This window comes from Propionicimonas sp. (assembly GCF_047606205.1).
Lineage (GTDB): Bacteria > Actinomycetota > Actinomycetes > Propionibacteriales > Propionibacteriaceae > Propionicimonas.
The window spans coordinates 1-26,381 of sequence record NZ_JASGES010000115.1; the positions used below are offsets into that span (position 1 = coordinate 1).

At 71.0% G+C, this 26,381-nt stretch carries 25 protein-coding genes and 2 tRNA genes; 18 read left to right on the forward strand and 9 right to left on the reverse strand.

Annotation, left to right across the window (positions count from 1 at the left end; translation table 11 throughout):
• Positions 1-200 precede the first annotated feature (200 nt).
• The gene (locus QM633_RS07525; RefSeq protein ID WP_415153125.1) at positions 201-2,618 is read left to right on the forward strand and encodes an HAD-IC family P-type ATPase; all 2,418 of its coding nucleotides are present in this window, start codon (positions 201-203) and stop codon (positions 2,616-2,618) included.
• The gene (locus QM633_RS07530; protein WP_415153126.1) at positions 2,615-2,743 is read left to right on the forward strand and encodes a hypothetical protein; all 129 of its coding nucleotides are present in this window, start codon (positions 2,615-2,617) and stop codon (positions 2,741-2,743) included. The genes QM633_RS07525 and QM633_RS07530 overlap by 4 nt, the downstream gene beginning before the upstream one ends.
• A 30-nt stretch (positions 2,744-2,773) precedes the next feature.
• Here QM633_RS07530 and QM633_RS07535 read toward each other — a convergent pair whose 3' ends face one another.
• The gene (locus tag QM633_RS07535) at positions 2,774-3,199 is read right to left on the reverse strand and encodes a superinfection immunity protein (RefSeq protein WP_415153127.1); all 426 of its coding nucleotides are present in this window, start codon (positions 3,197-3,199) and stop codon (positions 2,774-2,776) included.
• A gap of 58 nt (positions 3,200-3,257) precedes the next feature.
• Positions 3,258-4,325 carry a 3-isopropylmalate dehydrogenase gene (locus QM633_RS07540; protein ID WP_415153128.1) on the reverse strand — a complete coding sequence of 356 codons (1,068 nt, stop codon included), beginning with the start codon at positions 4,323-4,325 and terminating at the stop codon, positions 3,258-3,260.
• Positions 4,326-4,440: 115 nt separating this feature from the next.
• Between QM633_RS07540 and QM633_RS07545 the strand changes: the two genes are divergently transcribed.
• Positions 4,441-5,526 (forward strand): branched-chain amino acid aminotransferase, encoded by a 1,086-nt coding sequence (locus QM633_RS07545; protein WP_415153129.1) that lies wholly within the window; start codon positions 4,441-4,443, stop codon positions 5,524-5,526.
• 110 nt (positions 5,527-5,636) lie between these two features.
• Here QM633_RS07545 and tpx read toward each other — a convergent pair whose 3' ends face one another.
• Positions 5,637-6,137: a thiol peroxidase gene (tpx, locus tag QM633_RS07550; RefSeq protein WP_415153130.1), complete on the reverse strand. Its 501-nt coding sequence runs from the start codon at positions 6,135-6,137 to the stop codon at positions 5,637-5,639.
• Positions 6,138-6,567: 430 nt separating this feature from the next.
• Here tpx and cimA point away from each other — a divergent pair, with 430 nt between their 5' ends.
• A complete protein-coding gene (cimA, locus tag QM633_RS07555) occupies positions 6,568-8,220 on the forward strand; it encodes a citramalate synthase (RefSeq protein WP_415153131.1) in 1,653 nt (550 codons plus the stop codon).
• Positions 8,221-8,266: 46 nt separating this feature from the next.
• Here cimA and QM633_RS07560 read toward each other — a convergent pair whose 3' ends face one another.
• A complete protein-coding gene (locus QM633_RS07560; protein WP_415153132.1) occupies positions 8,267-10,021 on the reverse strand; it encodes an ABC-F family ATP-binding cassette domain-containing protein in 1,755 nt (584 codons plus the stop codon).
• Positions 10,022-10,032: 11 nt separating this feature from the next.
• Positions 10,033-11,313 carry a thymidine phosphorylase gene (locus QM633_RS07565; protein WP_415153133.1) on the reverse strand — a complete coding sequence of 427 codons (1,281 nt, stop codon included), beginning with the start codon at positions 11,311-11,313 and terminating at the stop codon, positions 10,033-10,035.
• Between the two features lie 87 nt (positions 11,314-11,400).
• Here QM633_RS07565 and QM633_RS07570 point away from each other — a divergent pair, with 87 nt between their 5' ends.
• The 7 genes from QM633_RS07570 (at position 11,401) to QM633_RS07600 (ending at position 15,789) form a co-directional block, all read left to right on the forward strand.
• Positions 11,401-12,336, forward strand: coding sequence for a 2-hydroxyacid dehydrogenase (locus QM633_RS07570; protein ID WP_415153134.1), 936 nt, complete (start codon positions 11,401-11,403; stop codon positions 12,334-12,336).
• A 9-nt stretch (positions 12,337-12,345) separates the two neighbouring features.
• Positions 12,346-13,149, forward strand: coding sequence for a fumarylacetoacetate hydrolase family protein (locus tag QM633_RS07575; RefSeq protein WP_415153135.1), 804 nt, complete (start codon positions 12,346-12,348; stop codon positions 13,147-13,149).
• Between the two features lies 1 nt (position 13,150).
• On the forward strand, positions 13,151-14,140 hold the full coding sequence (locus QM633_RS07580; protein WP_415153136.1) for a lysostaphin resistance A-like protein: 990 nt from the start codon (positions 13,151-13,153) through the stop codon (positions 14,138-14,140).
• 33 nt (positions 14,141-14,173) lie between these two features.
• Positions 14,174-14,245, forward strand: a tRNA-Gln gene (locus tag QM633_RS07585).
• A gap of 68 nt (positions 14,246-14,313) precedes the next feature.
• Positions 14,314-14,386: transfer RNA gene (locus tag QM633_RS07590), tRNA-Glu, on the forward strand.
• A 786-nt stretch (positions 14,387-15,172) separates the two neighbouring features.
• Positions 15,173-15,400 (forward strand): FitA-like ribbon-helix-helix domain-containing protein, encoded by a 228-nt coding sequence (locus QM633_RS07595; protein ID WP_415153137.1) that lies wholly within the window; start codon positions 15,173-15,175, stop codon positions 15,398-15,400.
• Positions 15,397-15,789, forward strand: coding sequence for a type II toxin-antitoxin system VapC family toxin (locus QM633_RS07600; protein WP_415153138.1), 393 nt, complete (start codon positions 15,397-15,399; stop codon positions 15,787-15,789). Before QM633_RS07595 ends, QM633_RS07600 begins: the two co-directional genes overlap by 4 nt.
• A 364-nt stretch (positions 15,790-16,153) precedes the next feature.
• On the opposite strand, the gene QM633_RS07605 is transcribed toward QM633_RS07600, so the two are convergent.
• Complete coding sequence (locus tag QM633_RS07605) at positions 16,154-17,089, reverse strand: LysR family transcriptional regulator (protein WP_415153139.1); 936 nt, start codon at positions 17,087-17,089, stop codon at positions 16,154-16,156.
• 46 nt (positions 17,090-17,135) lie between these two features.
• On the opposite strand from QM633_RS07605, the gene QM633_RS07610 reads away from it, so the two are divergent.
• On the forward strand, positions 17,136-18,248 hold the full coding sequence (locus tag QM633_RS07610; RefSeq protein ID WP_415153140.1) for a YeiH family protein: 1,113 nt from the start codon (positions 17,136-17,138) through the stop codon (positions 18,246-18,248).
• 196 nt (positions 18,249-18,444) lie between these two features.
• On the forward strand, positions 18,445-19,644 hold the full coding sequence (locus tag QM633_RS07615) for an NAD(P)-dependent oxidoreductase (RefSeq protein ID WP_415153141.1): 1,200 nt from the start codon (positions 18,445-18,447) through the stop codon (positions 19,642-19,644).
• A 100-nt stretch (positions 19,645-19,744) separates the two neighbouring features.
• On the opposite strand, the gene QM633_RS07620 is transcribed toward QM633_RS07615, so the two are convergent.
• Both QM633_RS07620 and hisC read right to left on the reverse strand, forming a co-directional pair.
• The gene (locus QM633_RS07620) at positions 19,745-20,374 is read right to left on the reverse strand and encodes a YitT family protein (RefSeq protein ID WP_415153142.1); all 630 of its coding nucleotides are present in this window, start codon (positions 20,372-20,374) and stop codon (positions 19,745-19,747) included.
• Positions 20,371-21,447: a histidinol-phosphate transaminase gene (hisC, locus tag QM633_RS07625; protein ID WP_415153143.1), complete on the reverse strand. Its 1,077-nt coding sequence runs from the start codon at positions 21,445-21,447 to the stop codon at positions 20,371-20,373. The genes QM633_RS07620 and hisC overlap by 4 nt, the downstream gene beginning before the upstream one ends.
• Before the next feature lie 124 nt (positions 21,448-21,571).
• On the opposite strand from hisC, the gene QM633_RS07630 reads away from it, so the two are divergent.
• The 3 genes from QM633_RS07630 (at position 21,572) to QM633_RS07640 (ending at position 23,346) form a co-directional block, all read left to right on the forward strand.
• Positions 21,572-22,036, forward strand: coding sequence for an Lrp/AsnC family transcriptional regulator (locus QM633_RS07630; protein WP_415153144.1), 465 nt, complete (start codon positions 21,572-21,574; stop codon positions 22,034-22,036).
• A gap of 111 nt (positions 22,037-22,147) precedes the next feature.
• Positions 22,148-23,110, forward strand: coding sequence for a DUF2332 domain-containing protein (locus QM633_RS07635; protein ID WP_415153149.1), 963 nt, complete (start codon positions 22,148-22,150; stop codon positions 23,108-23,110).
• 23 nt (positions 23,111-23,133) lie between these two features.
• Positions 23,134-23,346 carry a DUF6458 family protein gene (locus QM633_RS07640; protein WP_415153145.1) on the forward strand — a complete coding sequence of 71 codons (213 nt, stop codon included), beginning with the start codon at positions 23,134-23,136 and terminating at the stop codon, positions 23,344-23,346.
• 96 nt (positions 23,347-23,442) lie between these two features.
• On the opposite strand, the gene QM633_RS07645 is transcribed toward QM633_RS07640, so the two are convergent.
• A complete protein-coding gene (locus QM633_RS07645) occupies positions 23,443-24,168 on the reverse strand; it encodes an IclR family transcriptional regulator (RefSeq protein WP_415153146.1) in 726 nt (241 codons plus the stop codon).
• An 88-nt stretch (positions 24,169-24,256) separates the two neighbouring features.
• On the opposite strand from QM633_RS07645, the gene leuC reads away from it, so the two are divergent.
• Together leuC and leuD are read left to right on the forward strand one after the other, a co-directional pair.
• Positions 24,257-25,654, forward strand: coding sequence for a 3-isopropylmalate dehydratase large subunit (gene leuC, locus QM633_RS07650; protein ID WP_415153147.1), 1,398 nt, complete (start codon positions 24,257-24,259; stop codon positions 25,652-25,654).
• A gap of 11 nt (positions 25,655-25,665) precedes the next feature.
• On the forward strand, positions 25,666-26,271 hold the full coding sequence (leuD, locus tag QM633_RS07655; RefSeq protein ID WP_415153148.1) for a 3-isopropylmalate dehydratase small subunit: 606 nt from the start codon (positions 25,666-25,668) through the stop codon (positions 26,269-26,271).
• The last annotated feature ends 110 nt before the right edge of the window (positions 26,272-26,381 follow it).

The following is a 26,381-nucleotide window of genomic DNA, read 5'->3' on the forward strand; positions in this document are numbered from 1 at the left end:
GGCCTTGCTCCCGCAATTCGGGGAGCAAGGCCGCCTTTCGGGAGCAAGCGCCGGGGTGTCCGCCCGACCCTTCCTCCTCGGTGGCCACGAGCGAGCTCGTGCCACCTCGTCGTCGGGTCTGCGCTCCGCCCGACCCTTCCTCCTCGGTGGCCACGAGCGAGCTCGTGCCACCTCGTCGTCGGGTCTGGCAGGCTTGCGGCATGACGATCGCAGCCCAGTCCGTCCCGGGACTCACGAGCGCAGAGGTCGCCGAGCGCGTCGCCAGGGGGGAAGTCAACCAACTCCCGCCCCGCTCGGGACGCACCACCTGGGACATCGTCCGGGCCAACGTCTTCACCCGGATCAACTTCCTGCTGATGCTGCTGTTCGTGATGGTGCTCACCACCGGCTCGATCGTGAACGCCCTGTTCGGGTTCCTGATCATCATCAACTCCGGCATCGGCATCGTCCAGGAACTCCGGGCGAAGCGGACGCTGGACAACCTCGCGGTGGTGGGGGAGGGCAAACCGTCCGTCCGACGCGGCGGTGCGGTCACGGAGATCCCGCGCGAGCAGATCGTCGTCGACGACATCATCGAGATCGGGCCCGGCGACCAGGTGATCGTGGACGGCGAGGTCGTCGAGGCGTCCTACCTGGAGGTGGACGAGTCGCTGCTCACCGGCGAGTCGGACCCGCTGCTCAAGCAGCCCGGTGACGAGGTGATGTCGGGCAGCTTCGTCGTGGCGGGGGTGGGCGCTTACCGCGCCACGCGCGTCGGCCACGACTCGTATGCGGCGAAGCTGACCATGGAGGCGAGCAGGTTCTCGCTGGTGAAGTCCGAACTCCAGTCGGGGATCAACAAGATCCTGCGGCTGATCACCTGGCTGCTCGTTCCCGTCGGCCTGGCCACGGTCTGGGTGCAGTGGAACCAGCCGGGAACCTGGCAGGAGAAGGTCCTGTCGATGGCCGGCGCGCTGGTCCCGATGGTTCCCGAGGGGCTCGTGCTGCTGACGTCGCTCGCCTTCGCCGTCGGTGTGGTGCGGCTCGGCCAGCAGAACGTGCTCGTGCAGGAGCTCCCGGCGATTGAGGGCCTCGCCCGGGTCGACGTGGTCTGCGCGGACAAGACGGGCACGCTCACCGAGAACGGCCTGCGGTTCGGTGAGCTGGACGTGCTGGCCGGTGACGGCGACGACGAGCGGGACGTGCTCGCGCAACTGGCGGCGGCGGATCCCCGTCCGAACGCCTCGGTGGTGGCGCTGGCCCAATCGCTGCCACTGGTCGCAGAGCCCTGGCAGGTGGACGCGATGGCGCCGTTCACCTCGGCGAAGAAGTGGTCGGGGATGTCGTTCGTGGGCCACGGCAACTGGGTGCTCGGCGCTCCGGACGTGCTGTCGTCCCCCGGCAGCGAGGTCGCGCAACGCGCGGAGCGTGCCGGGTCGACCGGACGCCGCGTCCTGTTGCTGGGGGAGTCGGACGGTCCGGTGGACGCGCCGGGCGCGCCCGGCACGGTGACTCCTGCCGCGCTGGTGATCCTTGAGCAGAAGGTGCGCCCGGAGGCGCGCGACACGCTCGCCTACTTCGCCGACCAGGGCGTCGGGGTGAAGGTGATCTCCGGCGACAACGCGGTCTCGGTGGGCGCGGTGACCGGCTCGCTGGGCGTGGCCGCAGGGGAGGTCGTGGACGCCCGCACTCTCCCCGAGGCCCCTGAACTGTTCGCCGACAAGGTGGAGCAGGCGGGGGTGTTCGGCAGGGTGACGCCCCAGCAGAAGCGGCAGATGGTGGCCGCCCTGCAGTCGCGCGGCCACAACGTCGCGATGACCGGTGACGGCGTCAACGACGTCCTCGCGATCAAGGACGCCGATCTCGGCGTGGCGATGGGGTCAGGGGCTGCGGCCACCCGTTCGGTCGCACAGCTCGTACTGCTGGACGACAGCTTCGCCACCCTTCCCCACGTGGTGGCCGAGGGGCGCCGCGTGATCGGCAACATCGAACGGGTCGCGAACTTCTTCCTGACCAAGACGATCTACTCGATCATCCTCGCCCTGCTGGTCGCGATCTGGCGGCTGCCTTTCCCGTTCGTCCCGATCCACATCTCGTTCGTGGGCTGGTTCACGATCGGGATCCCCGCTTCGATCCTCGCGCTCGCGCCGAACGCGGAGCGTGCGCGTCCGGGCTTCCTGAGGCGGGTGATGAGCTTCTCGATCCCCTCGGGCATCGTGGTGGGGCTCGCGACGTTCCTCACCTACCTGCTCGTGCTGCCGCACCCCGGATCCGGGGGCAGTCCCGTCCAGGCCAGCACCGCCGCGCTGCTGACGCTGATGATCGGCGGGACCTGGGTGATGGCGGCGACGGCGCGTCCCTACCAGTGGTGGAAGCTGCTCCTGATCGGGGTCTGCGGTCTGGCGGCCTTCGTCGCGATCTTCTGGCTGCCGGGCTGGGTCGGCGCGTGGGCGCGGGCGGTGCCCGCCTTCGCCCGGTTCGACCCACAACTCGACCCGTCGAACGCGGGGCTGATGGCGACCGGTGGCGTGGTCGGGCTGGTCGCCGCGGCGCTGGTGGAGCTGGTCTGGTGGCTGTCGGGCCGGATCACCGGCGAGCACAGGCACGTCTTCGGTAACCTCGCGCACGTGAAGGCGTGACTCGGGTGTTCATCGGCATCGGTCCGGCCACCCACGCCAGCCTTCCTCGCAGGTGCGGCGAGGAAGCCGTGCGGGCCATCGTTGCCGAGCTGCGCCGCCGGCTGTCCGTGGCGGCCAGCACCTGACCCGTCGCCCCGACCGAGGGTGCGTGGGGCTCACGCGTAGTGCTGCGTCCACTGGCGGCCGTCCCAGTACCGCTGACCGGGGCCGGCCGGGTTCGGGTACCAGCCGGCCGGAGTCGGGACGGGAGGGAGCGCGGCGACCGACGCGTAGCCGGAGAGGGCCGGGACCGCCACCGGACGGTGCGCGGTGCACGACATCACCAGGGCCACGATCCAGCCGACCACGGTCCACCCCAGCAGCAGGTTCACGGCGAACACCGACCACTGGTTGGCCTTGCCGCGGCTGGCGGCGACCGCCCACGGCAGCATGTACAGGCCGGTGAGGAACACCACCACCCACGACACCACGAGCAGCGCGGTGCTGACCGGCCGCTGGTCGGTCAGCGGCAGGTACGACACCGGTGCGGGGAGGTTGTCCTGCGGCGGCCGGTAGGGCTCGAACTGGTAGGGACCGCTCATCTGTCTCCGTCCTTCGCCAGCAGGCTAGCGCCGGCGTCGGACACGCGGGCCCGATCCGTCAGCGCAGGCGGGCCACGATGTCGTCGCCGACCACAGAGGTCGGACGCTTCGTCGCGCCACGTTCGGCGATGTCGGCGTCCACGGCGCCCTCGATCCGCTTCGCGTCCTCGCTGCGGCCGAGGTGGTCGAGCAGCAGCGCCATCGAGAGGATGGTGGCGGTCGGGTCGGCGATGCCCTGGCCGGCGATGTCGGGGGCCGAGCCGTGCACGGGCTCGAACATGGACGGGAACTCGCCGGTCGGATTGATGTTCGCGGACGCGGCCAGCCCGATCCCGCCGGTGACGGCCGCGGCGAGGTCGGTGAGGATGTCGCCGAACAGGTTGTCGGTGACGAGCACGTCGAAGCGCTGCGGGTCCTGGACGAACGCGATCGTCGCCGCGTCCACGTGCAGGTAGTCGGTGGCGACGTCGGGGTGTTCGGCCGCGACGGTCTGGAACAGCCGGTTCCACAGCCCGCCGGCGTGCACCAGCACGTTGTGCTTGTGCACCATGGTCAGCTTCTTGCGTCGCTTCTCGGCGCGCTCGAACGCGTCCCTGATCACCCGCTCGACGCCGTGGGCGGTGTTGATGCTCACCTCGGTGGCCACCTCGTGCGGCGTCCCGGCCCGGAAGGCGCCGCCGTTGCCGCAGTAGAGGCCCTCGGTGCCTTCGCGGACCACCACGAAGTCGATCGGGCCGCGCGCGGTGACCGCGTCGGAGAGCGGGGTGGGGACGCCCGGGTACAGCCTGGACGGACGCAGGTTCACGTAGTGGTCGAAAGCGAAGCGGAGCTTGAGCAGCAGCCCGCGCTCCAGCAGGCCGGACGGGATCGCCTTCGAGCCCGGGGCGGCGCCGACCGCGCCGAGGATGATCGCGCTGCTCGCCTTCAGCTGCTCGAGGTCGGCGTCGGGGAGGACCTCGCCGGTGCGCTGCCAGCGCTCGGCGCCGAGGTCGTGGTGGACGAACGCGAAGGCGTCCTCGCCGACGACCGCGGTGAGGACCTTCAGCCCTTCCGCGACCACCTCCGGCCCGATGCCGTCGCCGGCGATGACGGAGATGACTGGGGCGCCCGCTGCTGTGTTGCTCACCCGCGCGAGGCTACTGGGGCGTCCGGTCCCCGGACAATTCCGTCTCACGCCAGCTCACAGGACCGGCGAGGATGCCGTGCCGGGCGCGGTGCGCGGACGGCGATAGCATGCCCTCATGTCGCTGACGTTCCCGCTGCACCGCAACCCCGACCCGGCCACCGACGACGCCGTTGCCCGGGTCCTCGCCGACCCGGGGTTCGGCGACCACTTCACCGATCACATGGCCGTCGCCACGTGGACGAAGGACGGCGGCTGGGGCGCGGACGAGATCAAGCCGTACGGGCCCTTCCAGGTCGACCCGGCGAGCGCGGTGCTGCACTACGCGCAGGAGGTCTTCGAGGGGCTGAAGGCCTACCGCCACGACGACGGCTCCGTGCACCTGTTCCGCCCGGAGGCGAACGCCCGCCGGTTCCAGGCCTCGGCAGCGCGGCTGATGCTGCCCGAGCTGCCGGTGGACGCGTTCGTCGCCTCGGTGACCGAGCTGGTCCGTGCCGAGGAGCGCTGGGTGCCCGGCGCGGCGGGTGAGCACAGCCTGTACCTGCGCCCGTTCATGTTCGCCTCCGAGGTGTTCCTCGGTGTCCGGGCAGCGCAGACCGTGACCTACAGCGTGATCGCTTCGCCGTCGGGCCCGTACTTCGCCGGCGGCGTCAAGCCGGTCGACATCTGGGTGACCGACAGGTGGGCGCGGGCCGGCGTCGGGGGCACCGGTGCCGCCAAGTGCGGGGGCAATTACGCCGCGTCGCTGATCGCGCAGTACGAGGGCTACGACCACGGCTGTTCCCAGGTGCTGTTCATCGAGGCGGCCGGCAAGGACCGGGTCGAGGAACTCGGTGGCATGAACGTGTTCCTGGTCACCGGCGACGGCCGCCTGATCACGCCCGCGCTGACCGGGACCATCCTGGACGGGATCACGCGGAACTCGATCCTCACCGTGGCGGCCGACCTGGGCCTCAGGCCGGAGGAACGCCGGGTCACCCCTGACGAGTTGTTCGAGGGGATCGCCGACGGCTCGACCGTGGAGGCGTTCTCCTGCGGCACCGCGGCGGTGGTCACCCCGATCGGCGCCTTCAAGTCCGGCCACGGCGAGTGGCGGCTCCCCGAAGGCGGCTCCGCGCAGACGCTCGCCATCCGCGACGCGATCCTCGACATCCAGTACGGACGCGCCGAGGACCGCTACGGCTGGCTCCGCCCCGTGTCCTGAACGGGAACGGGGACGGACCTGCGAACGGGAAAAGAACCGTCCCCTGAACGGGAAGGGGGACGGACCTGCGAACGGGAAAAGAACCGTCCCCGATTTCCCGTCGGTCGCGCTCAGGCCAGGGCGGCGAGGGCTGCCTCGTAGTCGGGTTCGCTGCTGAGCTGGGGAACCTGCTGGGTGTAGAGGATCGTGCCGTCGGCATCGGCCACCACGACCGCGCGGGAGAGCAGCCCGCGGCTGCGTCCGTCGACCAGGGTGACGCCGAAGTCGTCGCCGAAGGACGAGCGGAACCCCGAGGCGGTGACCACGTTCTCGATGCCCTCCGCGCCGCAGAACCGGGCCTGGGCGGCGGGCAGATCGTTGGAGACACAGAGCACGAGGGTGTTGGCGAGGCCCGCGGCCAACTCGTTGAACTTCCGCACGCTCATCGCGCAGGTCGCGGTGTCGATGCTCGGGAAGATGTTCAGGACGAGCCGGCGGCCCTTCGCGACGGCAGGGGTGACCGTGTCCTCCATGTCGGAGCCGGTCAACGTGAAGTCCGGCAGGGCCGTTCCCACCGCGGGGAGCTCGCCGACGCTGTGCACGGTCGCGCCGCGCTGCTCGAGGGTTGCCATGACGCGATTCTAGGGGGCTGGTGAACAATGCTGTTCCGAGCGAGGACGTGCCGGGCGGGATGAGCGGCAAGGCCACATCTTGTGGGCGATCCTGGCCCTGTGCCCCAAGGTGTGGCCGCTGCAGATCGCCCGATCCGGCGCCGCAGCCGGGACATGATTGTTCAGCAGTCTCCAAGGAGAACCACCGATCACCCGTGTCCCCGCTGGCGCCTCACGCCGCCGGCGGGCGATCAGGCGATCGAGGGAACCTCCGCAGGCCCTGTCCACGGCGACCCCGAGGTGAGCCTCGGCTGGTCCCGGGGATGTCCTCGCCCGACCGGCAGCGAGCAGAGCGTCTCCGGCTCGCCTGTGCCAACGGCGTTCGTGGGACGGATCGTCTCACGCGCTGAAACCCTTCCGTAACACGGGTCGCGGAGGGTTTACTCGCCCGGTGACACAGATCCCTGCGGCTCCGGACAGCTTCCACGTCTACGACACGACCCTGCGCGACGGCGCGCAGCAGGAGGGCCTCCAGCTCAGTGTCACTGACAAGCTGAAGATCGCCCGCTACCTCGACGAACTCGGAGTCGGGTTCATCGAGGGCGGCTGGCCGGGCGCCAACCCCAACGACACGGCGTTCTTCGCCGCCGCGGCGAGCGGCCAGCTCAGCCTGCGCAACGCGAAGCTGGTCGCCTTCGGTGCCACCCGTAAGGTCGGCGCGCGTGCGGCCGACGACCCGCAGGTGCAGGCGCTGGTGGACGCGTCCACCGAGGTGGTCTGCATCGTGGCGAAGAGCCACGACGAGCACGTCTACCGAGCCCTCCACACCAGCCTGGAGGAGAACCTGGCCATGGTGCAGGACACGGTCAGCCACCTGGTCGGCCACGGTCGCCGCGTGTTCGTCGACTGCGAACACTTCTTCGACGGCTACCGCGCGAACCCTGACTACGCCCTCGAAGTGGTCCGGACGGCGGCGGAGGCCGGGGCGGAGGTGGTCGTGCTGTGCGACACCAACGGCGGCATGCTGCCGTCCTGGATGGGCGACATCGTCTCGGCCGCGGCCCAGGTCGGCGTCGACCTCGGCATCCATTGCCACAACGACACCGGCTGCGCGGTCGCGAACACGCTGGCGGCCGTCGAGGCCGGAGTGGTCCACGTCCAGGGCACCATGAACGGGCACGGCGAGCGCACCGGCAACGCCAACCTGGTCACCGTGGTGGCGAACCTGCAGTTGAAGTACGGGTGGCCGCTGGTGCCGGCGTCCGCCCTGGCCGAGGCGACCCGGATCAGCCACGCCATCGCGGGGGTGACGAACGTGCCGATGAACAACCGCCAGCCCTACGTCGGGGCGTCGGCCTTCGCCCACAAGGCCGGCCTGCACGCCTCCGCGATCAAGGTGGACGCCAACCTCTACCAGCACATCGACCCGACCCTGGTCGGCAACGACATGCGCATGCTGGTCTCCGACATGGCCGGGAGGGCGAACATCCAGCTGAAGGGCTCCGAGCTCGGCTACGACCTGTCCAACCGCGAGCTGGCGGCCCGGATCACCGACACCGTGAAGGCGCGCGAGATGGACGGCTACTCCTACGAGTCCGCGGACGCCTCCTTCGAGCTGCTGCTGCGGGAAGAACTGGGTCTCCTGCAGGACTTCTTCGACGTGCTCAGCTGGCGGGTGATCACCGGGCACGAGGTGAAGCCGGAAGGGGACTCGGAGGCGGTCGTGAAGGTGCGCGCCAAGGGAGTGACCTACAGCCTCGCCGGTGACGGGCACGGCCCGCTGAACGCCCTGGACGTGGCGCTGCGCGCCGCGCTCACGCAGGCCTACCCGCTGGTCGACTACTTCGAGCTCACCGACTTCAAGGTGCGGATCCTCGACCAGGGTCACGGCACGGACGCGATCGTGCGCACCCTGATCGACATGACCGACGGCGAGCGCACCTGGACCACGGTCGGCGTCGGAACGAACGTTGTCGAGGCATCCTGGGAGGCACTGCACGACGGCTACCTGTGGGGGCTCACGCACTCGCAGGTCGGCTCCGGCCCGCAGGTCGTGCTCGCCACCGGGGCCGTCGCCGAACCGGTGGGACTGTCGCTGGGCTGACGGGGCGCGGGGCGCGTGGGCGGCCCACGCGTGGGCCGGCGGGCGCTCAGCGGTTCCGCGCGACGCGTCCCTCGTCCCACACCGGATCGGCCGACTCGTGGACGGAGCCGTCGGCGCCGAACACGACGAACCGGTCGAAGCTCCTTGCGAACCACCGGTCGTGGGTGACCGCGACGACGGTGCCGTCGAACGCCGCCAGCCCGTCCTCGAGCGCTTCGGCGGACTCCACGTCGAGGTTGTCGGTCGGCTCGTCGAGCAGCAGCAGCGTGGCGCCCGACAGCTCCAGCAGCAGGATCTGGAAGCGGGCCTGCTGTCCCCCGGAGAGGGTCTCGAACGTCTGCTCGCCGGCGTGGGCGAGCTCGTAGCGGTCGAGGACACGGGCGGCCTGTTCCCTGCCCATTCCGGCGCGCCCGCGGCCGTCGGGCGTCGCGTCGCCACGGTGCAGGATGTCGAGCAGGGTCCGGCCGGCCAGTTCGGGATGGTCGTGGGTCTGCACGAACCAGCCGGGACGTACCCTCGCGCCCAGCCGCGCCCTCCCGGTGTGGGGCACCAGAGCCACCGCGTCGAGACCGCCGACCGGCTCGTGCTCCAGATCCGGCAGCGACCCGCCGCGGGCGAGCAGCCGCAGGAAGTGGGACTTGCCGGAGCCGTTCGAGCCGAGCACGGCCACCCTGTCGCCGTACCAGAGTTCCAGGTCGAAGGGTCGCATCAGCGGCGCGGACGAATCCGGACCGGTGGCCAGGCGGAGCTCCAGCTGCTCGCAGGTCACGGCCCGCTTGGCCGTGCGGCCGCCGGTCAGCCGCATCCGGACCCGCTGTTCCCGCGGCTGTTCGGTGGGCGGTCCCGCCTCCTCGAACCGGCGCAGCCGGGTCTGGGCCGCCTGGTACCGGCTGGCCATGCCGTCGTTGTAGGTCGCCTTCTGCTTGAGCGTCGCCACAAGAGTGCGGAGCTTGTCGTGCTCCTCGTCCCAGCGCCGGCGGAGTTCGTCGAAGCGTTCGAACCGGTCGCGGCGAGCCTGATGGTAGGACGCGAAGCCGCCGGGGTGCGTCCACGCGCGGTTGCCGTCGGCGCCGAGCTCGATGGTCACGATCCGGTCGGCGGTGCGGGCCAGGAGCTCCCGGTCATGCGAGACGAACATGATCGTCTTCGCCGACTCGGTGATCCGGTCCTCGAGCCAGGTCTTGCCGGGGACGTCGAGGTAGTTGTCGGGTTCGTCGAGCAGCAGCACCTCGTCCGGCCCCCGCAGCAGGTACTCCAGCACCAGCCGCTTCTGCTCCCCACCGGACAGGGTTCGTAGTTCACGGTACTTCGCGCGGTCATAGGGCACGCCGAGGGCGGCGGTCGTGCAGACGTCCCAGGCGACCTCGGCGTCGTAGCCGCCGGCATCCGCGAACTCTGCCAGCGCACTCGCGTAGCCGAGTTGGGCGTCGAGGTCGTCGGTCTCCATCAGGACGCGCTCGCAGCTGTCGAGGGCCGAGGCGGCGTTGCGGACCCTGGCGGGAGAGACCGACAGCAGCAGGTCGGCGACCGTCGGGTCGGTGGCGGGCGCCCGGTCCGCCCCCGCCACCACGCCGGTCCCGATGAACTGCGGCATCACGCCGAGACCTCCCGACCGGGTCACGGTTCCGGCCCCCGGGGCGGTCTCGCCGGTGATGATTCGCAGCAGTGTGGACTTGCCCGCTCCGTTCGCGCCGACCAGCGCCACCTTCCTGCCCTCGCCCACCCGGAAGGACACCTCATCGAGCAGCACGCGTCCGTCCGGCAGCTCGTACCGGACGCCGGAGAGGTCGATATGGCCCATCGGCGCCCCGATCAGCCGATCCGTTCGAACACGACCGGCACCGGCGCGGGGGCCGAGGCGGCGATATCGACCGCCCCGTCCAGCGCGGCGACGGCCCGCTCGATCCGCTCGGGGGTGTCGGTGTGCAGGGTAAACAACGGCTGGCCCGCCCGCACGGCGTCACCCAGCCCCGCGTGCCAGGTGACGCCCGCCGCCGGTTGCACGGGGTCGCCCTGCTTCGCCCGCCCCGCGCCCAGTCGCCATGCGGCCAGACCGACGGCCATCGCGTCCATTCGGGCCAGGTAGCCACTCGCACCCGCGGTGACGATCTCGGTGTGCCGGGCGACCGGGAGGGGAGCGTCCGGATCGCCGCCCTGGGCACTGATCATGGCCCTCCAGGCGTCCATCGCCCTGCCGGAGGCGAGGGCGTCCGCCGGGTCCGCGTCGATCCCCGCGCAGGCCAGCATCTCGCGGGCCAGCGCGAGGGTGAGCTCGACCACGTCGGCGGGGCCGCCGCCGGCCAGCACCTCGACCGACTCGGCGACCTCCAGCCCGTTACCGGCGCTGCGGCCGAGCGGAGTGTCCATGTTGGTGATCAGGGCGACCGTGTTGACCCCGGCAGCGGTCCCGATGCCGACCATGGTCTCGGCCAGGGCCTTCGAGTCCGGGTAGGTCTTCATGAACGCCCCCGCGCCGGTCTTCACGTCCAGAACGAGCGAGGCCGTGCCCTCGGCGATCTTCTTGCTCATGATGGACGCGGAGATCATCGGGATCGACTCGACGGTCGCGGTGACGTCGCGCAGCGCGTACAGCTTCTTGTCGGCGGGTGCCAGCCCGGTGCCGGCCGCGCAGATCACGGCGCCGACGGCCTCCAGCTGCGCCAGCAGCTCGTCGTTGGACAGTGAGGCCCGCCAGCCCGGGATCGCCTCCAGCTTGTCCAGGGTGCCCCCGGTGTGGCCGAGGCCCCGTCCGCTCAACTGCGGGACGGCCGCGCCGCAGGATGCGACCAGAGGTGCGAGCGGCAGCGTGATCTTGTCGCCGACCCCGCCGGTGGAGTGCTTGTCCACCGTCGGGCGGGACAGCCCGGAGAAGTCCATCCGCTCCCCGGTGGCGATCATGGCCTGCGTCCACCGGGTGAGTTCGGCGCCGTCCAGGCCGCGGAAGAAGATGGCCATCGCCATCGCCGACATCTGCTCGTCGGTGACCTCGCCGTCGGTGTAGGCCCGGATCAGCCAGTCGATGGCCGCCTCGCCCAGCCGCCCTCCGTCGCGCTTGGTGCGAATCAGGTCCACCGCGTCGAAGGCGGTGTTCATGCGGGGGCCACGCAGGGTCGTTCGGGGGCGCGCAGCGGAGGAGGCGAACTCTGTGGCGTACTCATGAGCGCACCATAGGGTAGGGCCATGGCTCGACGCATCTGGCTGCCCTATCCCGACCTCGCCGCCGCGCAGGCGGCGCTGGGACCGCTCCCCGACCCTCTCGTGGCCGACTTCTTCCGTGCCGACGGGACGTGGCCGGACTCGATCGGCGAGGTGGAGCTGCTGGTGGCCCCCTACATGTTCCCGCCGGCGACGGTGATGGCCAGGGTGGGTGAGATGACCTCGCTCAGGGTCGTGCAGTTGCTCAGTGCCGGGTTCGACAACTACCTGCCCTACCTGCCCGACGGCGTCCGGCTGTGCAACGCCGCCGGCGTTCACGACGCCAGTACCGCCGAGCTGGCCGTCTCCCTGGCGCTCGCCAACAACCGGCACCTCGACACCTATGCCCGGAACATGCCGAGCGGGACGTGGGGCAACGACTTCTCGACCTCGCTGGCCGACCGGCGCGTCCTGATCGTGGGCTACGGCCGGATCGGCGCGGCGATCGAGCAACGGCTCGCCGGCTTCGAGGTGGCATCCCTCACCCGGGTCGCCCGCCGGGCCCGCAGCGGCGAGATCGAGGTGCACCCGATCGAGGAACTGGACGGCCTGCTCGCCCACGCGGACGTGGTGTTCCTGATCACACCGCTCACCCCGCAGACCGAGCACCTGATCGGCGCCGCTCAGTTGGCCGCGCTCCCCGACGGGGCACTGCTGGTGAACGTGGCCCGCGGCAGGGTGGTCGACACCGATGCCCTGGTCGCGGCCACGGCGTCGGGACGCATCCGCGCGTCGCTCGACGTCACCGACCCCGAGCCGCTGCCGCCGGAGCACCCGTTGTGGACGACCCCCGGGGTGCTGATCAGTCCGCACGTCGGCGGCCAGAGCACGGCGTTCTACCCGCGGATGCAGAAGCTCGTCCGCGAGCAGCTGGCCCGGTTCGCCGCGGGCGAACCGTTGGAGAACGTGGTGGCAGGCTAACCTTCGCCCATGCGCGTAGCCAGATTCGTGGCCCAGGGCGACCCGACCTACGGGGTCGTCGAACTCGCTGAGGACCAGGGTCCCCATCCCGAGACGATCGCCGTGGTGTCGGGTGATCCGCTGGCCGGCCCGGTGCACTACACCGGGGAGCGGCTGGCGCTGGACGACGTCCGCCTGGTCGCACCGGTGATCCCGCGCAGCAAGATCGTCGGGATCGGGCGCAACTACGCCGACCACGCCAGGGAACTGGGCAACGAGCCGCCGGCCTCGCCCCTGGTGTTCCTGAAGCCCAACACGGCCGTGGTCGGTCCGGACGAGCCGATCGTCCACCCTGCCGAGACCACGGACCTCCACTACGAGGGGGAGCTCGCGGTGGTGATCGGACGGATCTGCCGGCGGGTGCCGGTCGAGCGGGCCGGCGATGTCATCTTCGGCTACACGGTGGCCAACGACGTCACCTGCCGCGATCTGCAGAAGACGGACGGGCAGTGGACGCGGGCGAAAGGCTTCGACAGCTTCTGCCCGCTGGGTCCCTGGATCGCCACGCACATCGACCTGGAGGAGGCGGGCAGGCTCGATCTGCTCACATCACTGAACGACGAGCCGGTGCAGGCGGCGAACACGTCCCTGATGGTGCACCCGATCGCCGAGTTGGTCTCCTGGGTCACCTCGTTCACGACCCTCCTGCCCGGGGACGTGATCCTCACCGGCACGCCGGCCGGCGTCGGGCGGATGGTCCCGGGAGACCGGGTGAGTGTGACGATCTCAGGGATCGGAACCCTGTCGAACCCCGTCGTGGCCGAGGACCTCTGAGGTGTCGGCGCTGGGGGACCTGGCGCGGGTGCGCGTCCAGGGGTTCGTGAAGTATGAGCCGCAGCCGGGGGTGACCTACCCGGAGGTGTTGATCATCGACGACCCGCTGCGCGCGCGTTTGCGGAGCGTGGCCCTCGGCGTGGGTGGCGCCATGCTCGGACTGATCACCTACGTCGTGCTCGCGCCCTGGGTCGTCACGGGAGTGGCCGGGGTGTTCTGGCTCGCCGAGGGGTCGCCGTCCACCTTCATGCCCTGGGCCCATCAGGTGACCAACACCTTCTCCGAGCCGTCGGGGATGGTGGCCACGCAGCTGGGCCTGGCGACCCTGATCCCGATCAGCATGGCGCTGGTGCTGCTCGTGCACCGGTTCCATCCGCGCTGGCTGCACTCGGTCCAGCCGGGCTTCCGGTGGCGATTCGCCTTCGTGACCGGCGCCGTGGCGCTCCTGGTACTGGGAGCAGTGTGGGCGATCTCCCGGATCGGCCAGTCGTGGACCGTGCAGCCGGAGCCGGCGTTCTGGGGCTTCGTCCTGGCGATCCTGCTCACCTCGCCCCTGCAGGCCGCGGCGGAGGAGTACTTCTTCCGCGGCTACCTGCTGCAGGCGATTCACACCACCGCGCCCAACAGTCCGTGGTTCGGAGTGGTGGGCTCGGCCGCGATCTTCGCTCTCATGCACGGGACGCAGAACCTCCCGGCCTTCCTGTACCGGTTCGTGTTCGGCGTCCTGGCCGGCTGGCTGGTGGTGAAGACGGGCGGGCTGGAGGCGGGTATCGCCGCCCATGTCGCGAACAACGTGATCGCGTTCGGCTGGGCGGCGCTGTCCGGGACCATGGTGGCCACCAGGACGACCACCGCGACCACGTGGGCGGAGCTGGCCGTGAGCCTGGCCGGGTTCGCCGGGTTCGCCGCCGTCGCTGTCGTGATCGCACGTCGGATGCAGGTGGCGACAACCACGCCGGGGGTCCGGTTTGGTGCGACGGACGAGGTCTAGTAAAGTCACCGTTCGGCCCCCCGGGGCCGACTGTGGGGTATGGGGTAATTGGCAGCCCGCCGGATTCTGGTTCCGTCAGTCTAGGTTCGAGTCCTAGTACCCCAGCGCAGCGGATTCGCAGCAGCTGGAGAGCTCCTGTAATGTTCGCTGAGTTGTGAGAGCAACACAGTGCTGGCCCCGTTGTGTAGCGGCCTAGCACGCCGCCCTCTCAAGGCGGTAGCGCGGGTTCGAATCCCGTCGGGGCTACTGGCGAAACCCCTTGTCAGAGTTAACTCTGGCAAGGGGTGTTCGCATTCTGAGGGCTCTGCAAGACGTCCTGAACACAGATCGGACACACAAACTGTGTTCGGGTCGTGTCCTGCCGACCAGGTGTGTGCGGCGGGACATGCTCCTGACAAGGCATTTCAGTTGGGCCACTGGCTCAATGCTGCTGACCCGGCGGAGCGGTGGTTCGGCACGCGGCTCATGCCGGTTGCGTCGCGAGGCGGGTGCCCAGGGCCGGCTGTCGCCGGGCTGGGTCGGTCGGCACGCTGCCGGCGGCCGTCGAGAGAACCGTTGGCCGGATCGGTGCCTGAGTCGGCTTCACCAACGTCACAGAAATCGTCACGTTCCGCAATGCCGGGCAACGGAGTGGGGACCTGCCTGCGGACGGCCGCCCGGCATCCGGCCGGTCGGCTTGGTGCCTGGTAGCGAGGAAGGACGCGGTCTTGGTGATCGCCGCCTCGACGCCGGGCAAGTCCCCGCTGGTCAACTCGACGAGATCGAGTCCGTCCGCTTCTGGCCGAGAGTTGCGCGTCGCGCAGGGGCAACATGTTCATCTGGTGAATCAGCGAGTGACGTTGTCCACCGAGTTCGGGGCAAGACGTCACTCTCAATCCGAACATCCGGATCTGCCGCAACGCGGAATGAGCGTGACCACTGGTGTCGGCAACTCCTGTGGAGGATGGGGGCCTCCGAGCCGGCACGCCTCGAGCGGGCAGCCATCGAACAGACTGGCTCCCATCGTGCTTGCTGGATGCTAGCATCGGTTGCATGGCGACTTTGTACATCCGTGAGGTTCCCGAGGGCGTGGCGGAAACGCTCAAGGAGCGTGCCGCGGCACAGGGCAAGTCGTTGTCGGCCTACGTCGGGGCCGAACTGGCTCGCTTGGCGTCGCGTCCGACCAACCAGGAGATCGCAGCCAGGCTCCGAGCACGGGATCGCTCGACCGGTCCGAGCACCACCGAGATCGTGGCTGCGGTCGAGGCCGGCCGCCGGTGATCGTGGTCGATGCCTCCGCCATGGTGGAGGCACTGGTGGGCACGACCGATGACGCCGCGCTGCTCGACGCGCTGGCCGGCGACATCGACGCACCGCACCTGCTCGACGTCGAAGTGTTGTCGGTCCTGCGTGGACTTGTCCTGGGCGGGAAGCTCGACCTGGACGACGCGGTCCGGGCGCGGCGGGATCACTTCGCGTTCGACATCACCCGACACGAGACAGCCGATCTGGCCGACCGGATCTGGCAGTTGCGCCACCAGTTCACCAGCTACGACGCCAGCTACCTCGCTCTGGCCGAGGCCCTCGACGCGCCCCTGTTCACTTGTGACGCCAAGCTCGCCACGCGGGGCCACGGTGCCCAGATCCATCTCATCCCGCAGACGCACTGAACTGCCGCAGTCTGCGTGCTGGACGTGCTCGTCGGTTGCCCGTGATCGCGGTCGGCCGTACGCCAGAGTCCGGAAGCAGTCCGTAGACCGCTCACGTCGGGGTGTAACGGCGCAGGCCGAGGTGCGGGGTGGACGCATTTTGGACACAGTTCACCCGTCGCGTTGGCGGGTGTGGTGGTTGAGAAGGTCGGGTGTCACGCTCAGCAGGGCCTGCTCAGCCCCTGAAACGACCATGGCCGGGGTCGGGTTGAACTCTCAAGGCGGTAGCGCGGGTTCGAATCCCGTCGGGGCTACTGGTGAAACCCCTTGTCAGAGTTAACTCTGGCAAGGGGTCTTTGCTGTCCGGGGAGCGTCCTCGACCCGGTCAGCGGGTGCCGGCGGGGGAGCGGCGCGCGGCGATCTCGAGCATGGATCGCAGGGCGGGAGCCGGCGCCTCCTCGCCTACCCAGACCGCGCGGAGCGGGCGCTCGATGACGAGTTCGTCCACCATCACCGCCCGCAGTTCGCCCGCCGCCACCGCGGTGTGGACGGCGAGCTCACTGAGAACGGCCGGGCCGGCGCCGGCCATCACCGCGACCCGGACGGCCGCGTTTCCCACCAGCTCCAGGGCGGGCTTGGCCAGAGCGAAGCCCGCCATCGCCTGCTCGAAGCTGATCCGGGTGCCTGAGCCCGCCTCGCGCACGACCAGCGGGGTGGCGGCGAGTTCCTCCCTGGGGATCGGGCGGGTGCGCCGCGCCCAGTCGTGGTCGGGCGCCACCACCACCACGAGGCGATCCGTGGACACCGTGCGGCTGTGGGCGGGGCCGCCGATCGTCGAGGGCACCTGCGGGCTCTCCACGAACCCCAGCACCCCGCCGCCGCCCACCAGGCGGCCGACCTGAGCTGAGTTGCCGACGGTCAGTTCGACCGCGACGTCGGGGTGCTCGGCGCGCAGGGCTGCCAGCCAGCGGGGGAGCAGGTCCTCGGCGATCGTGTGGCTCGCGGCGATCCTCAGCGTGGCGCCCGTGCGGGTGAGGGCCGCGACGCCGTCGAGGAGGCGCCGGTTGGCGTCGAGCACCTGGCGGGCCCAGTCGACGACGACCGCGCCGTCCTGGGTGAGGACGGCGCCCCGGGTGGAACGAACGAACAGGGCGAGGCCGAGGTGGTGTTCAAGACGGCGCAGCGCGCGGCTGGCGTTGGGTTGGGCGATGCCCAGTTCGCGCGCGCCTGCGCTCACCCCGCCCTGTTCAGCCGCGGCGACCAGCACGATGAGGTCGCTGACGGACGGGTTGCGACGCCAGGCCGCTCGCAGGTCAGTCATATCTCAGATGATATGTGTTGGATCCAATATCATGGTCTAGTTGAATATGGACGGCGGCGATAGCGTGCCAGGAGTGATCGTCCCCGCTCCCGAGCCCTGGGCCGTCGAGCCCGCTGAGGCCGCGTCCACCACCCACGTCGACGAGCGCACGGACGCTCCGGCCCGGCACCGGCCCTGGCTGGGCGCGGGGCTGTCCGGGCTCGGTGCGGGCGCCGCGATCGGCGTCGGCCAACTGGTGCCGGGACTGAGCGCGATGCTGGTGGCAATCCTGCTCGGAGCCCTGGTGGCGAACGTCGCCTCGCTGTGGGGCGGGTTGCCGGCCGCGCTCGAGCCGGGGCTGGCCTTCGCATCGCGACGGCTCCTGCGCCTGGGGGTGGTGCTGCTCGGCCTGCAACTGGTCCTGGGCGACATCGCGGCTCTGGGCTGGCCGATCGTGCTGGGCGTCGTTGCGATCGTGGGTGGGACCATGGGCGGCACCCTGCTGGTCGGTCGGTGGTTGCGGGTCGACGCGTCCCAGGCCCTGCTGATCGCCGGCGGCTTCTCGATCTGCGGTGCCGCGGCCGTTGCCGGCGTGGACGGCGTGCTCGCCCGGCGCAAGGACGCCGAGACCGCCACAGCTGTCGCCCTGGTGGTGCTGTTCGGCACCGTGATGATCGCGGTGATGCCCACCCTTGCGGGGCTGTTGGGGCTCAACCCGCGCACCGCGGGCATCTGGACGGGCGCGTCCGTGCACGAGGTGGCCCAGGTGGTGGCTGCGGCCGGGATCATCGGACCAGAGGCGCTGAGGGTGGCGGTCGTGGTGAAGCTTGCCCGCGTGCTGATGCTCGCTCCGGTCCTCGGCGTCGTCTCTTGGCGGCAGCGGGCCGAGCTCGCCGCCGCACCCCGGACCGACCGCGCGCTGCCGCCGCTGGTCCCGCTGTTCGTCGCCGGCTTCGTCGCCATGGTCGTGGTCCGCAGCCTGGGCGTGCTCCCCGATGGCGTCCTCGACGCGGCGAAGGCCGCCGAGACCTGGCTGCTGGCCGCAGCCATGTTCGCCCTGGGCACCTCCGTCCACTGGCGCGTGCTCCGACGCGCCGGCGGGCGCCCCGTGCTGCTCGCCGGGCTGGCCACGCTCATCGTGACCTGCATCGGCGCAGCAGTCGCGGCGCTCGCCGGCTGAGCGCCGCCGGAGGGGGTGTGGACGCGACCTCGTCCCGGTCGGAGCCGCGGGCATCCGCGCTGCCCGGGCTCGCGATCGGTGCCTGGTGCGAGGGACTCCGGTTCCGGGACGCGGCCGGCACCCGAACGCCGGGGCGCAGGCCGGCGTCGTGACCGTGACCCGCCGGCCGTCGGTGGATCCGGGCTAAGTTGGGGTCATGCGCGTACTCGTCGCCGACACGTTCGAGCAATCAGGACTGGACGGGCTGGCCGCGGCCGGCTGCGAGGTGGCCTACGAGCCGTCGCTGAAGGACCAGGCCCTCGTCGAGGCGGTGACTGCGCGGGGTCCGGAGGTGCTGGTCGTCCGGAGCACCAGGGTTCCCGAGGCCGTCCTGGCCGCCGGGCCGCTGGAGCTGGTGGTCAGGGCGGGAGCGGGTTACAACACGATCGACGTCGCGGCGGCGTCCCGGCTGGGCATCTATGTGGCGAACTGCCCCGGGAAGAACTCGATCGCCGTCGCGGAGCTCGCCTTCGGCCTGATCTGCGCGCTCGACCGCCGGATCGCCGACAACGTCGCCGACCTGCGGGCCGGCGTGTGGAACAAGGCCGGGTACGCCCACGCCCGGGGGCTGTACGGGCGGACGCTCGGCCTGATCGGTGTCGGCGGCATCGGCTCGCAGATGATCCCGCGGGCGAAGGGTTTCGGGATGCCGGTGGTGGCGTGGAGCCCGAGCCTGACCCTCGATCGTGCGGCGGAACTGGGCATCACGGGGCTCTCGTCGCCCGAAGAGGTCGCCGCGGCAGCCGATGTCGTCAGCGTCCACGTCGCGCTCAACGATGCCACCCGGGATCTGCTCGACCGGGCCTTCTTCGACGCCATGCGGCCGGGCGCGTTCTTCGTCAACACCTCCCGCGGTGAGGTCGTGGACGAGGCCGCCCTCGCCGATGCGATCAGGGCCAAAGGCGTGCGCGCCGGTCTTGACGTGTACGTGGGCGAGCCCGCCGCGGGGACCGGCGAGTTCGTCAGCGAACTCGCGGGCCTGCCCGGCGTCTACGGCACCCACCACATCGGGGCCTCCACCGACCAGGCACAGGAGGCGATCGCCGCGGAGGTCGTCCGGATCGTCCGCACCTTCGCGCAGACCGGCGCGGTCCCCCACGCCGTCAACCTCGCCACCAGGACGGCGGCGACATCCGCGATCGTCGTGCGGCACCTCGACCGGCCGGGGACGCTGGCCCACACCCTCGACGCGATCAGCGCGGCGGGGATCAATGTGCAGGAGATGGAGAACATCATCTTCGGCGGCGCGGTGGCCGCGGTCGCCCGGATCAGTGTCCAGGGCGTGGTCGAACCTGAGTTGGTGGAGACGATCAAGGCGCACGACGCCGTCATCGACGTCACCGTGATCGTCCTCTGAGCGGCGGGCCCGGGCCCTGCGGAGTCGCGCGCCCGATTCCGGGACGGTCGGTCCCCGCGCGTCTGCCGGCCGGGGATGCCGTTGCGCAGGGCGGGGCGGCTCAGTAGCCGAGGTAGCGCCCCGGACGGTGGTTGAAGGCGAGCACGACGTTCAGCAGGACCGCCCCCGCGGCCGAAAGGGCGACGTTGCCGGCCGGCACGACGCTCAGCGCGGAGAGGATGATCACCGCGTCCATCGCCAGCTGTACGTAGCCGGCGCGCCAGCCGAACCGGTCCTGCACGATCAGGGCGAGCGTGTTCAGCCCGCCCAGGCTGGACCGGTGCCGGAACACCATCAACATGCCGACCCCGGCCAGCAGGTTGCCGACCAGGGTGGCGTAGACAGGGTTGAGCGGAGCCGGCGGAAGCATCAGCGGGTGCAGGTAGGCGAAGCCGGAGACCAGCCCGATCGACACCAGCGTGCGCAGTGCGAAGTCCCAGCCCTTGGCCCGGATGGCCAGGACCAGGAACGGCAGGTTGGTCAGCAGGTACAGAACGCCGAACGACCACCCGCTCGCGTAGGTCAGCAGCAGCGAGAGCCCGGCGGTGCCCCCGGTGACCGCATGCGCGGATTTGAGCAGGTAGATCCCCAGCGAGGCGACGAAGGTACCGCTGACCAGGCCGAACACGTCCTCGACGAGGGTGTGGCGCAGGCCGGAGGCGATCGGGACGTCGACCGGTCGGGTGGTCACGCCGGGTCCCGTCGAAAAGCGGCGAGGACGGCCAGCACGCGATCGTTCGCCGCCGGATCGGCCACGGTGATCCGGACGCCGTCGTCGGCGTAGCCGCGGACGAGCACCCCCGCGTCGTCGAACGCGGCCACGAGGCGCTCCCGCTCGGCATCCGCGCAGCGCAGCCAGATGAAGTTCGCCTCGCCCTGCGGCACCGTCCAGCCGAGCTCGCGGGCCGCCGCCTCGACCCGTGGCCGTTCGGCGGTCACGGTCGCCGATCGCTCCGCCACCAGGTCCGCCGAGTCGAGGGCCGCGAGTGCGGCGGACTCGGCCACGTTGCTCACCGAGAACGGGATCTGCGTGCGGCGCAGGCCTCCGGCGATCTCGGTGTGCGCGATCGCGTAGCCGACCCGCAGGCCGGCCAGCCCGTAGGCCTTGGAGAACGTCCGCAGCAGGCACAGGTTCGGGTAGCGCCGGTACAGCGCGATGGTGTCCAGCTCGCTGACCGCGAACTCCCGGTACGCCTCGTCCAGCACGACCAGCACGCTGGAGGGCACCGACTCGAGGAACGCGGACAACTCGACCAGGCTGAGCCCTGTCCCGGTGGGGTTGTTCGGGGAGCACAGCAGCACCAGCCTGGTGCGGGTGGTGATCGCGGCCAGCATCGCGGGCAGGTCGTGGCGCTCGTCGGGCGTGAGCGGGACACGGACCCCGGTGGCGCCGGCGATCTGGCACAGGATCGGATAGGCCTCGAACGACCGCCAGGCGAAGACCACGTCGTCGCCGGCATCGCAGAGGGCTGCGATCAGCTGACCGAGGACACCCACGCTGCCGGGCCCCACGGCCACTTCGTCGACGCCCACACCGTTCAGCTCGGCCAGCCGTGCGCGGAGCGCCGACGACGCCATGTCGGGGTAGCGATTGACCGTCGTGGCGGCGGCGGCGATCGCGTCCAGCACCTTCGGCAGCGGCGGGTAGTGGCTCTCGTTGGACGCCAGCGCCGCGACGTCGTCGCCCTTCGGCTTTCGGCCGGCCACGTACGCAGGCAGGGCCGCGACGGCCGGGCGGAGCTGGGGGAGCGGAGCGGAGTCCACGGGCATCACCTTTCGCTGGGGTCACCGAAATGGTGGCCAAGGTCTACGCGGCTGCGCAACCGGGCCTCGCGCAGCTGAGCAGAATGCTTCCACAACCCGGCATGGCAGGAGCATGATGCTCATCGTGAGCCCCATCGACCCGCTGGACGCCCGAATCCTGCTGGCCCTCGACGACGACCCGGACGCCTCGGTCCTCGCCCTCGCCCGCACGCTGGGCGTGGCCAGGAACACCGTGCAGGCGCGGCTGAAGCGGCTGTCCGCCTCCGCCCTGAGGGACTTCGGCCAGCGGGTCGATCCCGCGGCGCTGGGCTACCCGCTGGTCGCGTTCATCTCGCTGGAGATCAGCCAGTCCGGCGGGGACGAGGCGGCCGCGGGACTGGTCGCGCTGCCGGAGGTGATCGAGATCCATTCGACCACCGGGGACGCCGACCTGCTGGTGAAGGTGGTCGCCCGCGACACCGCCCACCTCTACCGGGTGACCACCGCGATGCTCACGATCCCGGGAGTCACGCGGAGCAGCACGGCGATCTCGCTCGCCGAGGTCCTGCCGACCCGCCTGCGGGCACTGCTCGAGACCGCCGCGCGGTGACCGCTCCGGTCGCGCCGCACTTCGTCGCGTTCGCCCGGTCCGCGAGCAGGCGGGCTCCCCTGTACGCGCGGCTGAGCGGGAGTCTCGCGGGTCTGGCCGGGCCTGGAGGCCCTGTACGACCGGGCTCCCGGCCCGGCCCGGGTTCCGGTGAACCTGTTCGCCGCCGTCCACTACCTCCTGCTCGCCGACCGGGACGCCCCGCTCGCCCGGTTCTACCCGAACCTCGCCGGGGCGACCGTCGCGACGGGAGACCCCGTCCCCGCGTTCCTCGCCTACTGCGACGACCACGCGGAGGAGATCCGCCGGCTGGTCGCGACCCGGCTGCCGCAGACCAACGAGACCGGGCGGTCGGCCCTCCTCGTCGCGGGCTTCGGCCGGCTTCCCGCGGGGCCGAAGGCGCATCTCGATGTGGGCGCCAGCGCCGGGCTCAACCTCCTGCTGGACCGGTTTGCCTACGACGACGGGGACAGCGTGCTGGGCGAGTCCCCGCTCGTCCTGGAGTGCTCGGTGCGTCCACCGGGCCGGCGCCTGGCCGACCGGCTGCCCACGATCGCCTCCCGCCTTGGTCTCGACGCGCACCCGCTGGACCTCGCCGAGGGCGACGACGTCCGCTGGCTGGAGGCGTGCGTGTGGCCGGACCAGTCGGACCGGTTCCGGCGGCTCGAGCGGGCGGTCGAGATCTTCCGCGCTCACCCGGCGACGGTGCGGTCCGGCGACGCGGTGGACGACCTGGCCGCCGCGGTGGCGTCCCTCGGGCCGGGCGACCCGGTGGTCACGACGAGCTGGGCGCTCAGCTACCTCGATCCCTCCCGGCAGCAGGAGTTCGTGGCGGAACTCGACCGGATCGGCACCGGGCGGGACCTCGCGTGGGTGTGGGCCGAGTCGCCGCCGGTCGTCCCCGCGCTCCCGGTGGACGCAGCCCTTCGCGGCGACGACCTCACCGTGCTCGGCGTGAGCACGTGGTCCGGCGGCGTCCGCACCGATCGCTCGCTGGCCCGCTGCCACCCGCACGGCTACTGGCTGCGGTGGCTCGACGGGGTTTCGCCCGACGCCGGGGCGGGTACCTCCGACTGAGACGTCCAGTGAAAGGGGTGCCCATGTCCACGACCACCGGTTCCGGGATCGCGCTGCTGGTGATCGGCGCCGTCCTGGCCTTCGCGGTGAAGGACTCCATCCAGGGGGTGAACCTCGCGATGATCGGGTACATCTGCCTGGGTGCGGGAGCGCTGGCCGTGATCCTCGGGCTGGTCACGAACGCCCAGGCCACCCGCCGGACGAACGTCGTCGAGCACCGCGACGAGAGCCTCTGATCCCGCCTCGACCATCGCGTCCTTCGGGGACGACAGGACCCCGGCCGGGGAACCGGCCGGGGTCCTGGTGCGATCTGCGCCGGGGAGCGGCCGGGCTCAGGCCTCGCCGCCGTTGCGGCGCAGGACCTCGCTCAACCGCTCGGCTGCAGCGATCACGGCGGGGGCGTGCAGGCGTCCGGGCTGCCGGGACAGCCGCTCGATCGGGCCGGAGACGCTGACCGCGGCGATGACCTTGCCGCTGGGGGAGCGGACCGGTGCGGAGACCGACGCCACCCCGGGCTCGCGCTCCGCGACGGACTGCGCCCAGCCGCGACGGCGCACCGTGGCCAGCGCGACGGCGGAGAAGGAGGAGTTCTGCAGGCCGCGCTGGATCCGCTCCGGGTCCTCCCAGGCGAGCAGTACCTGCGCGGCGGAGCCCGCACCCATGGTGAGCTGAGTCCCGACCGGAATCGTGTCCCGCAGGCCGGACGGACGCTCGGCGGCGGCCGCACAGACCCGCATGTCGCCCTGACGGCGGAACAGCTGGGCAGACTCGCCGGTGATGTCGCGCAGGCGGGTCAGGACAGGGCCCGCGGTCGCCAGCAGCCGGTCCTCGCCCGCCGCCGAGGCCAGCTCGGTGAGGCGCGGGCCGAGGACGAAGCGTCCCTGCAGGTCACGGCTGACCAGACGGTGGTGCTCGAGTGCGACGGCCAGGCGATGGGCCGTCGGACGGGCGAGTCCCGTGGCGGTGACGAGGCCGGCCAGGGTGGTGGGACCCTGTTCGAGAGCGGTCAGCACGAGGGCCGCCTTGTCCAGAACGCCGACGCCGCTTGAGTTGTCCATAGGCTAAGACTGCCGTCTCGTATCCTGATATGCAAGCTGGTAGGCTCGGAGAGTTGAAGAGCCCACAAGCTGCACTGATGGAGGTCCGATGGGCAAAACCCTGAGTGACAAGGTATGGGAGAACCACGTCGTCCGCACGGCACCCGGCGAGCCGGACCTGCTGTACATCGACCTGCACCTCGTTCACGAGGTGACCAGCCCCCAGGCGTTCGACGGCCTGCGTCTGGCCGGACGCGGCGTCCGGCGCACCGACCTCACCATGGCCACGGAGGACCACAACACCCCGACCCTGAACATCCTCGCGCCGATCGCCGACCCGGTGAGCAAGCTGCAGGTCGACACGCTGCGGCACAACACCGACGAGTTCGGGGTCCGCCGGCACTCCCTCGGCGACAAGGACCAGGGCGTCGTCCACATCATCGGCCCGCAGCTCGGGCTGACCCAGCCCGGCCTGACGGTCGTCTGCGGCGATTCCCACACCTCCACGCACGGCGCTTTCGGTGCGCTGGCGTTCGGGATCGGCACCTCCGAGGTCGAGCACGTGCTGGCCACCCAGACGCTCCAGCAGGCCCGCCCGAAGACGATGGCGGTGAACGTGGAGGGCGAGCTGCCCGAGGGCGTGACCGCCAAGGACATCGTGCTCACCCTGATCGCGAAGGTCGGCACCGGTGGTGGCCAGGGCTACGTCGTGGAGTACCGCGGCTCGACCATCCGCGCGCTCTCCATGGAGGGCCGGATGACGATCTGCAACATGAGCATCGAGTGGGGGGCCAAGGCGGGCATGATGGCGCCCGACGAAACCACTTTCGCCTACCTCAAGGGCCGCCCGCACGCCCCCGAGGGCGAGGACTGGGACGCCGCGGTCGCGCACTGGCGCACGCTGTACTCCGACGAGGACGCCGTCTTCGACCGTGAGGTCGACATCGACGCCACCCGGCTGACGCCGTTCGTGACCTGGGGCACCAACCCGGGTCAGGGAGTACCGCTGGGCGCCGCCGTGCCCGCGCCGGAGGAGTTCACCGACCCGGTCGACCGTGCGGCGGCCGAGCGGGCGCTGACCTACATGGACCTGCGCGCCGGCACGCCGATGCGGGACATCAAGGTCGACACCGTCTTCCTCGGCTCCTGCACCAACGGGCGGATCGAGGACCTGCGGCTGGCCGCGTCCGTGCTGAAGGGACGCCGGATCGCCGACGGCGTCCGCATGCTCGTGGTGCCCGGCTCGGCGCGCGTCCGGCTGCAGGCGGAGGACGAGGGACTCGACCAGGTCTTCCTCGACTTCGGCGCCGAGTGGCGTGCGGCCGGCTGCTCGATGTGCCTGGGCATGAATCCCGATCAGCTCGCTCCGGGCGAGCGCAGCGCGTCCACGTCGAACCGCAACTTCGAGGGCCGCCAGGGCAAGGGCGGACGCACCCACCTGGTGTCGCCGCCGGTGGCCGCCGCCACCGCGATCCGCGGCACCCTGAGCTCCCCGGCCGACCTGTAGAGGAAGCAGTCATGGACAAGTTCAGCACCCACACCGGCATCGCCGTCCCGCTGCGCCGCAGCAACGTCGACACCGACCAGATCATCCCCGCCGTCTACCTGAAGCGGGTGACCCGCACCGGCTTCGAGGACGGCCTGTTCGCCGCGTGGCGCGGCGATCCCGAGTTCATCCTGAACGACGAGGCGTACAAGGCGGGCTCGATCCTCATCGCGGGCCCCGACTTCGGCACCGGTTCCTCCCGTGAGCACGCGGTGTGGGCCCTGCAGAACTACGGGTTCAAGGTGGTGATCGGCTCCCGGTTCGGCGACATCTTCCGCGGCAACTCCGGCAAGGCCGGCCTGGTGATCGCCACGGTCGCGGCGGACGTGGTCGAGAAGCTCTGGGAGATCGCCGAGAGCGAGCCCGGCATCGAGTTCACCGTGGACCTGCACCACCGCACGATCGAGGCGGCGGACAACGTCTTCGAGTTCGCCATCGACGACTACACCCGGCACCGCCTGCTCGAGGGCCTGGACGACATCGGCCTCACCCTGCAGCACGAGGACGAGATCGCCGCGTTCGAGGCGACCCGTCCGGCATGGCTGCCGCGCACCCAGCCGGTCCGTACCGCCGGCTGACCCGAACGATCGGACACCGCGATCGGAGGCCGCGATCGGACACCGGACCGAATTGGGGACGGTTCCTGACTCGGTCCATCCTCGGGCGGACCGAGTCAGGAACCGTCCCC

Coding starts and splice junctions, on each gene's coding strand:
- QM633_RS07525 (WP_415153125.1), top strand. CDS start 201: ATGACGATCGCAGCCCAGTCCGTCCCGGGACTCACGAGCGCAGAGGTC.
- leuC (WP_415153147.1), top strand. CDS start 24,257: ATGGGCAAAACCCTGAGTGACAAGGTATGGGAGAACCACGTCGTCCGC.
- QM633_RS07535 (WP_415153127.1), bottom strand. CDS start 3,199: ATGAGCGGTCCCTACCAGTTCGAGCCCTACCGGCCGCCGCAGGACAAC.
- QM633_RS07560 (WP_415153132.1), bottom strand. CDS start 10,021: ATGGGCCATATCGACCTCTCCGGCGTCCGGTACGAGCTGCCGGACGGA.
- leuD (WP_415153148.1), top strand. CDS start 25,666: ATGGACAAGTTCAGCACCCACACCGGCATCGCCGTCCCGCTGCGCCGC.
- QM633_RS07570 (WP_415153134.1), top strand. CDS start 11,401: ATGGCTCGACGCATCTGGCTGCCCTATCCCGACCTCGCCGCCGCGCAG.
- QM633_RS07545 (WP_415153129.1), top strand. CDS start 4,441: ATGTCGCTGACGTTCCCGCTGCACCGCAACCCCGACCCGGCCACCGAC.
- QM633_RS07605 (WP_415153139.1), bottom strand. CDS start 17,089: ATGACTGACCTGCGAGCGGCCTGGCGTCGCAACCCGTCCGTCAGCGAC.
- QM633_RS07615 (WP_415153141.1), top strand. CDS start 18,445: ATGCGCGTACTCGTCGCCGACACGTTCGAGCAATCAGGACTGGACGGG.
- QM633_RS07565 (WP_415153133.1), bottom strand. CDS start 11,313: ATGAACACCGCCTTCGACGCGGTGGACCTGATTCGCACCAAGCGCGAC.
- QM633_RS07640 (WP_415153145.1), top strand. CDS start 23,134: ATGTCCACGACCACCGGTTCCGGGATCGCGCTGCTGGTGATCGGCGCC.
- QM633_RS07595 (WP_415153137.1), top strand. CDS start 15,173: ATGGCGACTTTGTACATCCGTGAGGTTCCCGAGGGCGTGGCGGAAACG.
- QM633_RS07610 (WP_415153140.1), top strand. CDS start 17,136: ATGGACGGCGGCGATAGCGTGCCAGGAGTGATCGTCCCCGCTCCCGAG.
- QM633_RS07645 (WP_415153146.1), bottom strand. CDS start 24,168: ATGGACAACTCAAGCGGCGTCGGCGTTCTGGACAAGGCGGCCCTCGTG.
- QM633_RS07575 (WP_415153135.1), top strand. CDS start 12,346: ATGCGCGTAGCCAGATTCGTGGCCCAGGGCGACCCGACCTACGGGGTC.
- tpx (WP_415153130.1), bottom strand. CDS start 6,137: ATGGCAACCCTCGAGCAGCGCGGCGCGACCGTGCACAGCGTCGGCGAG.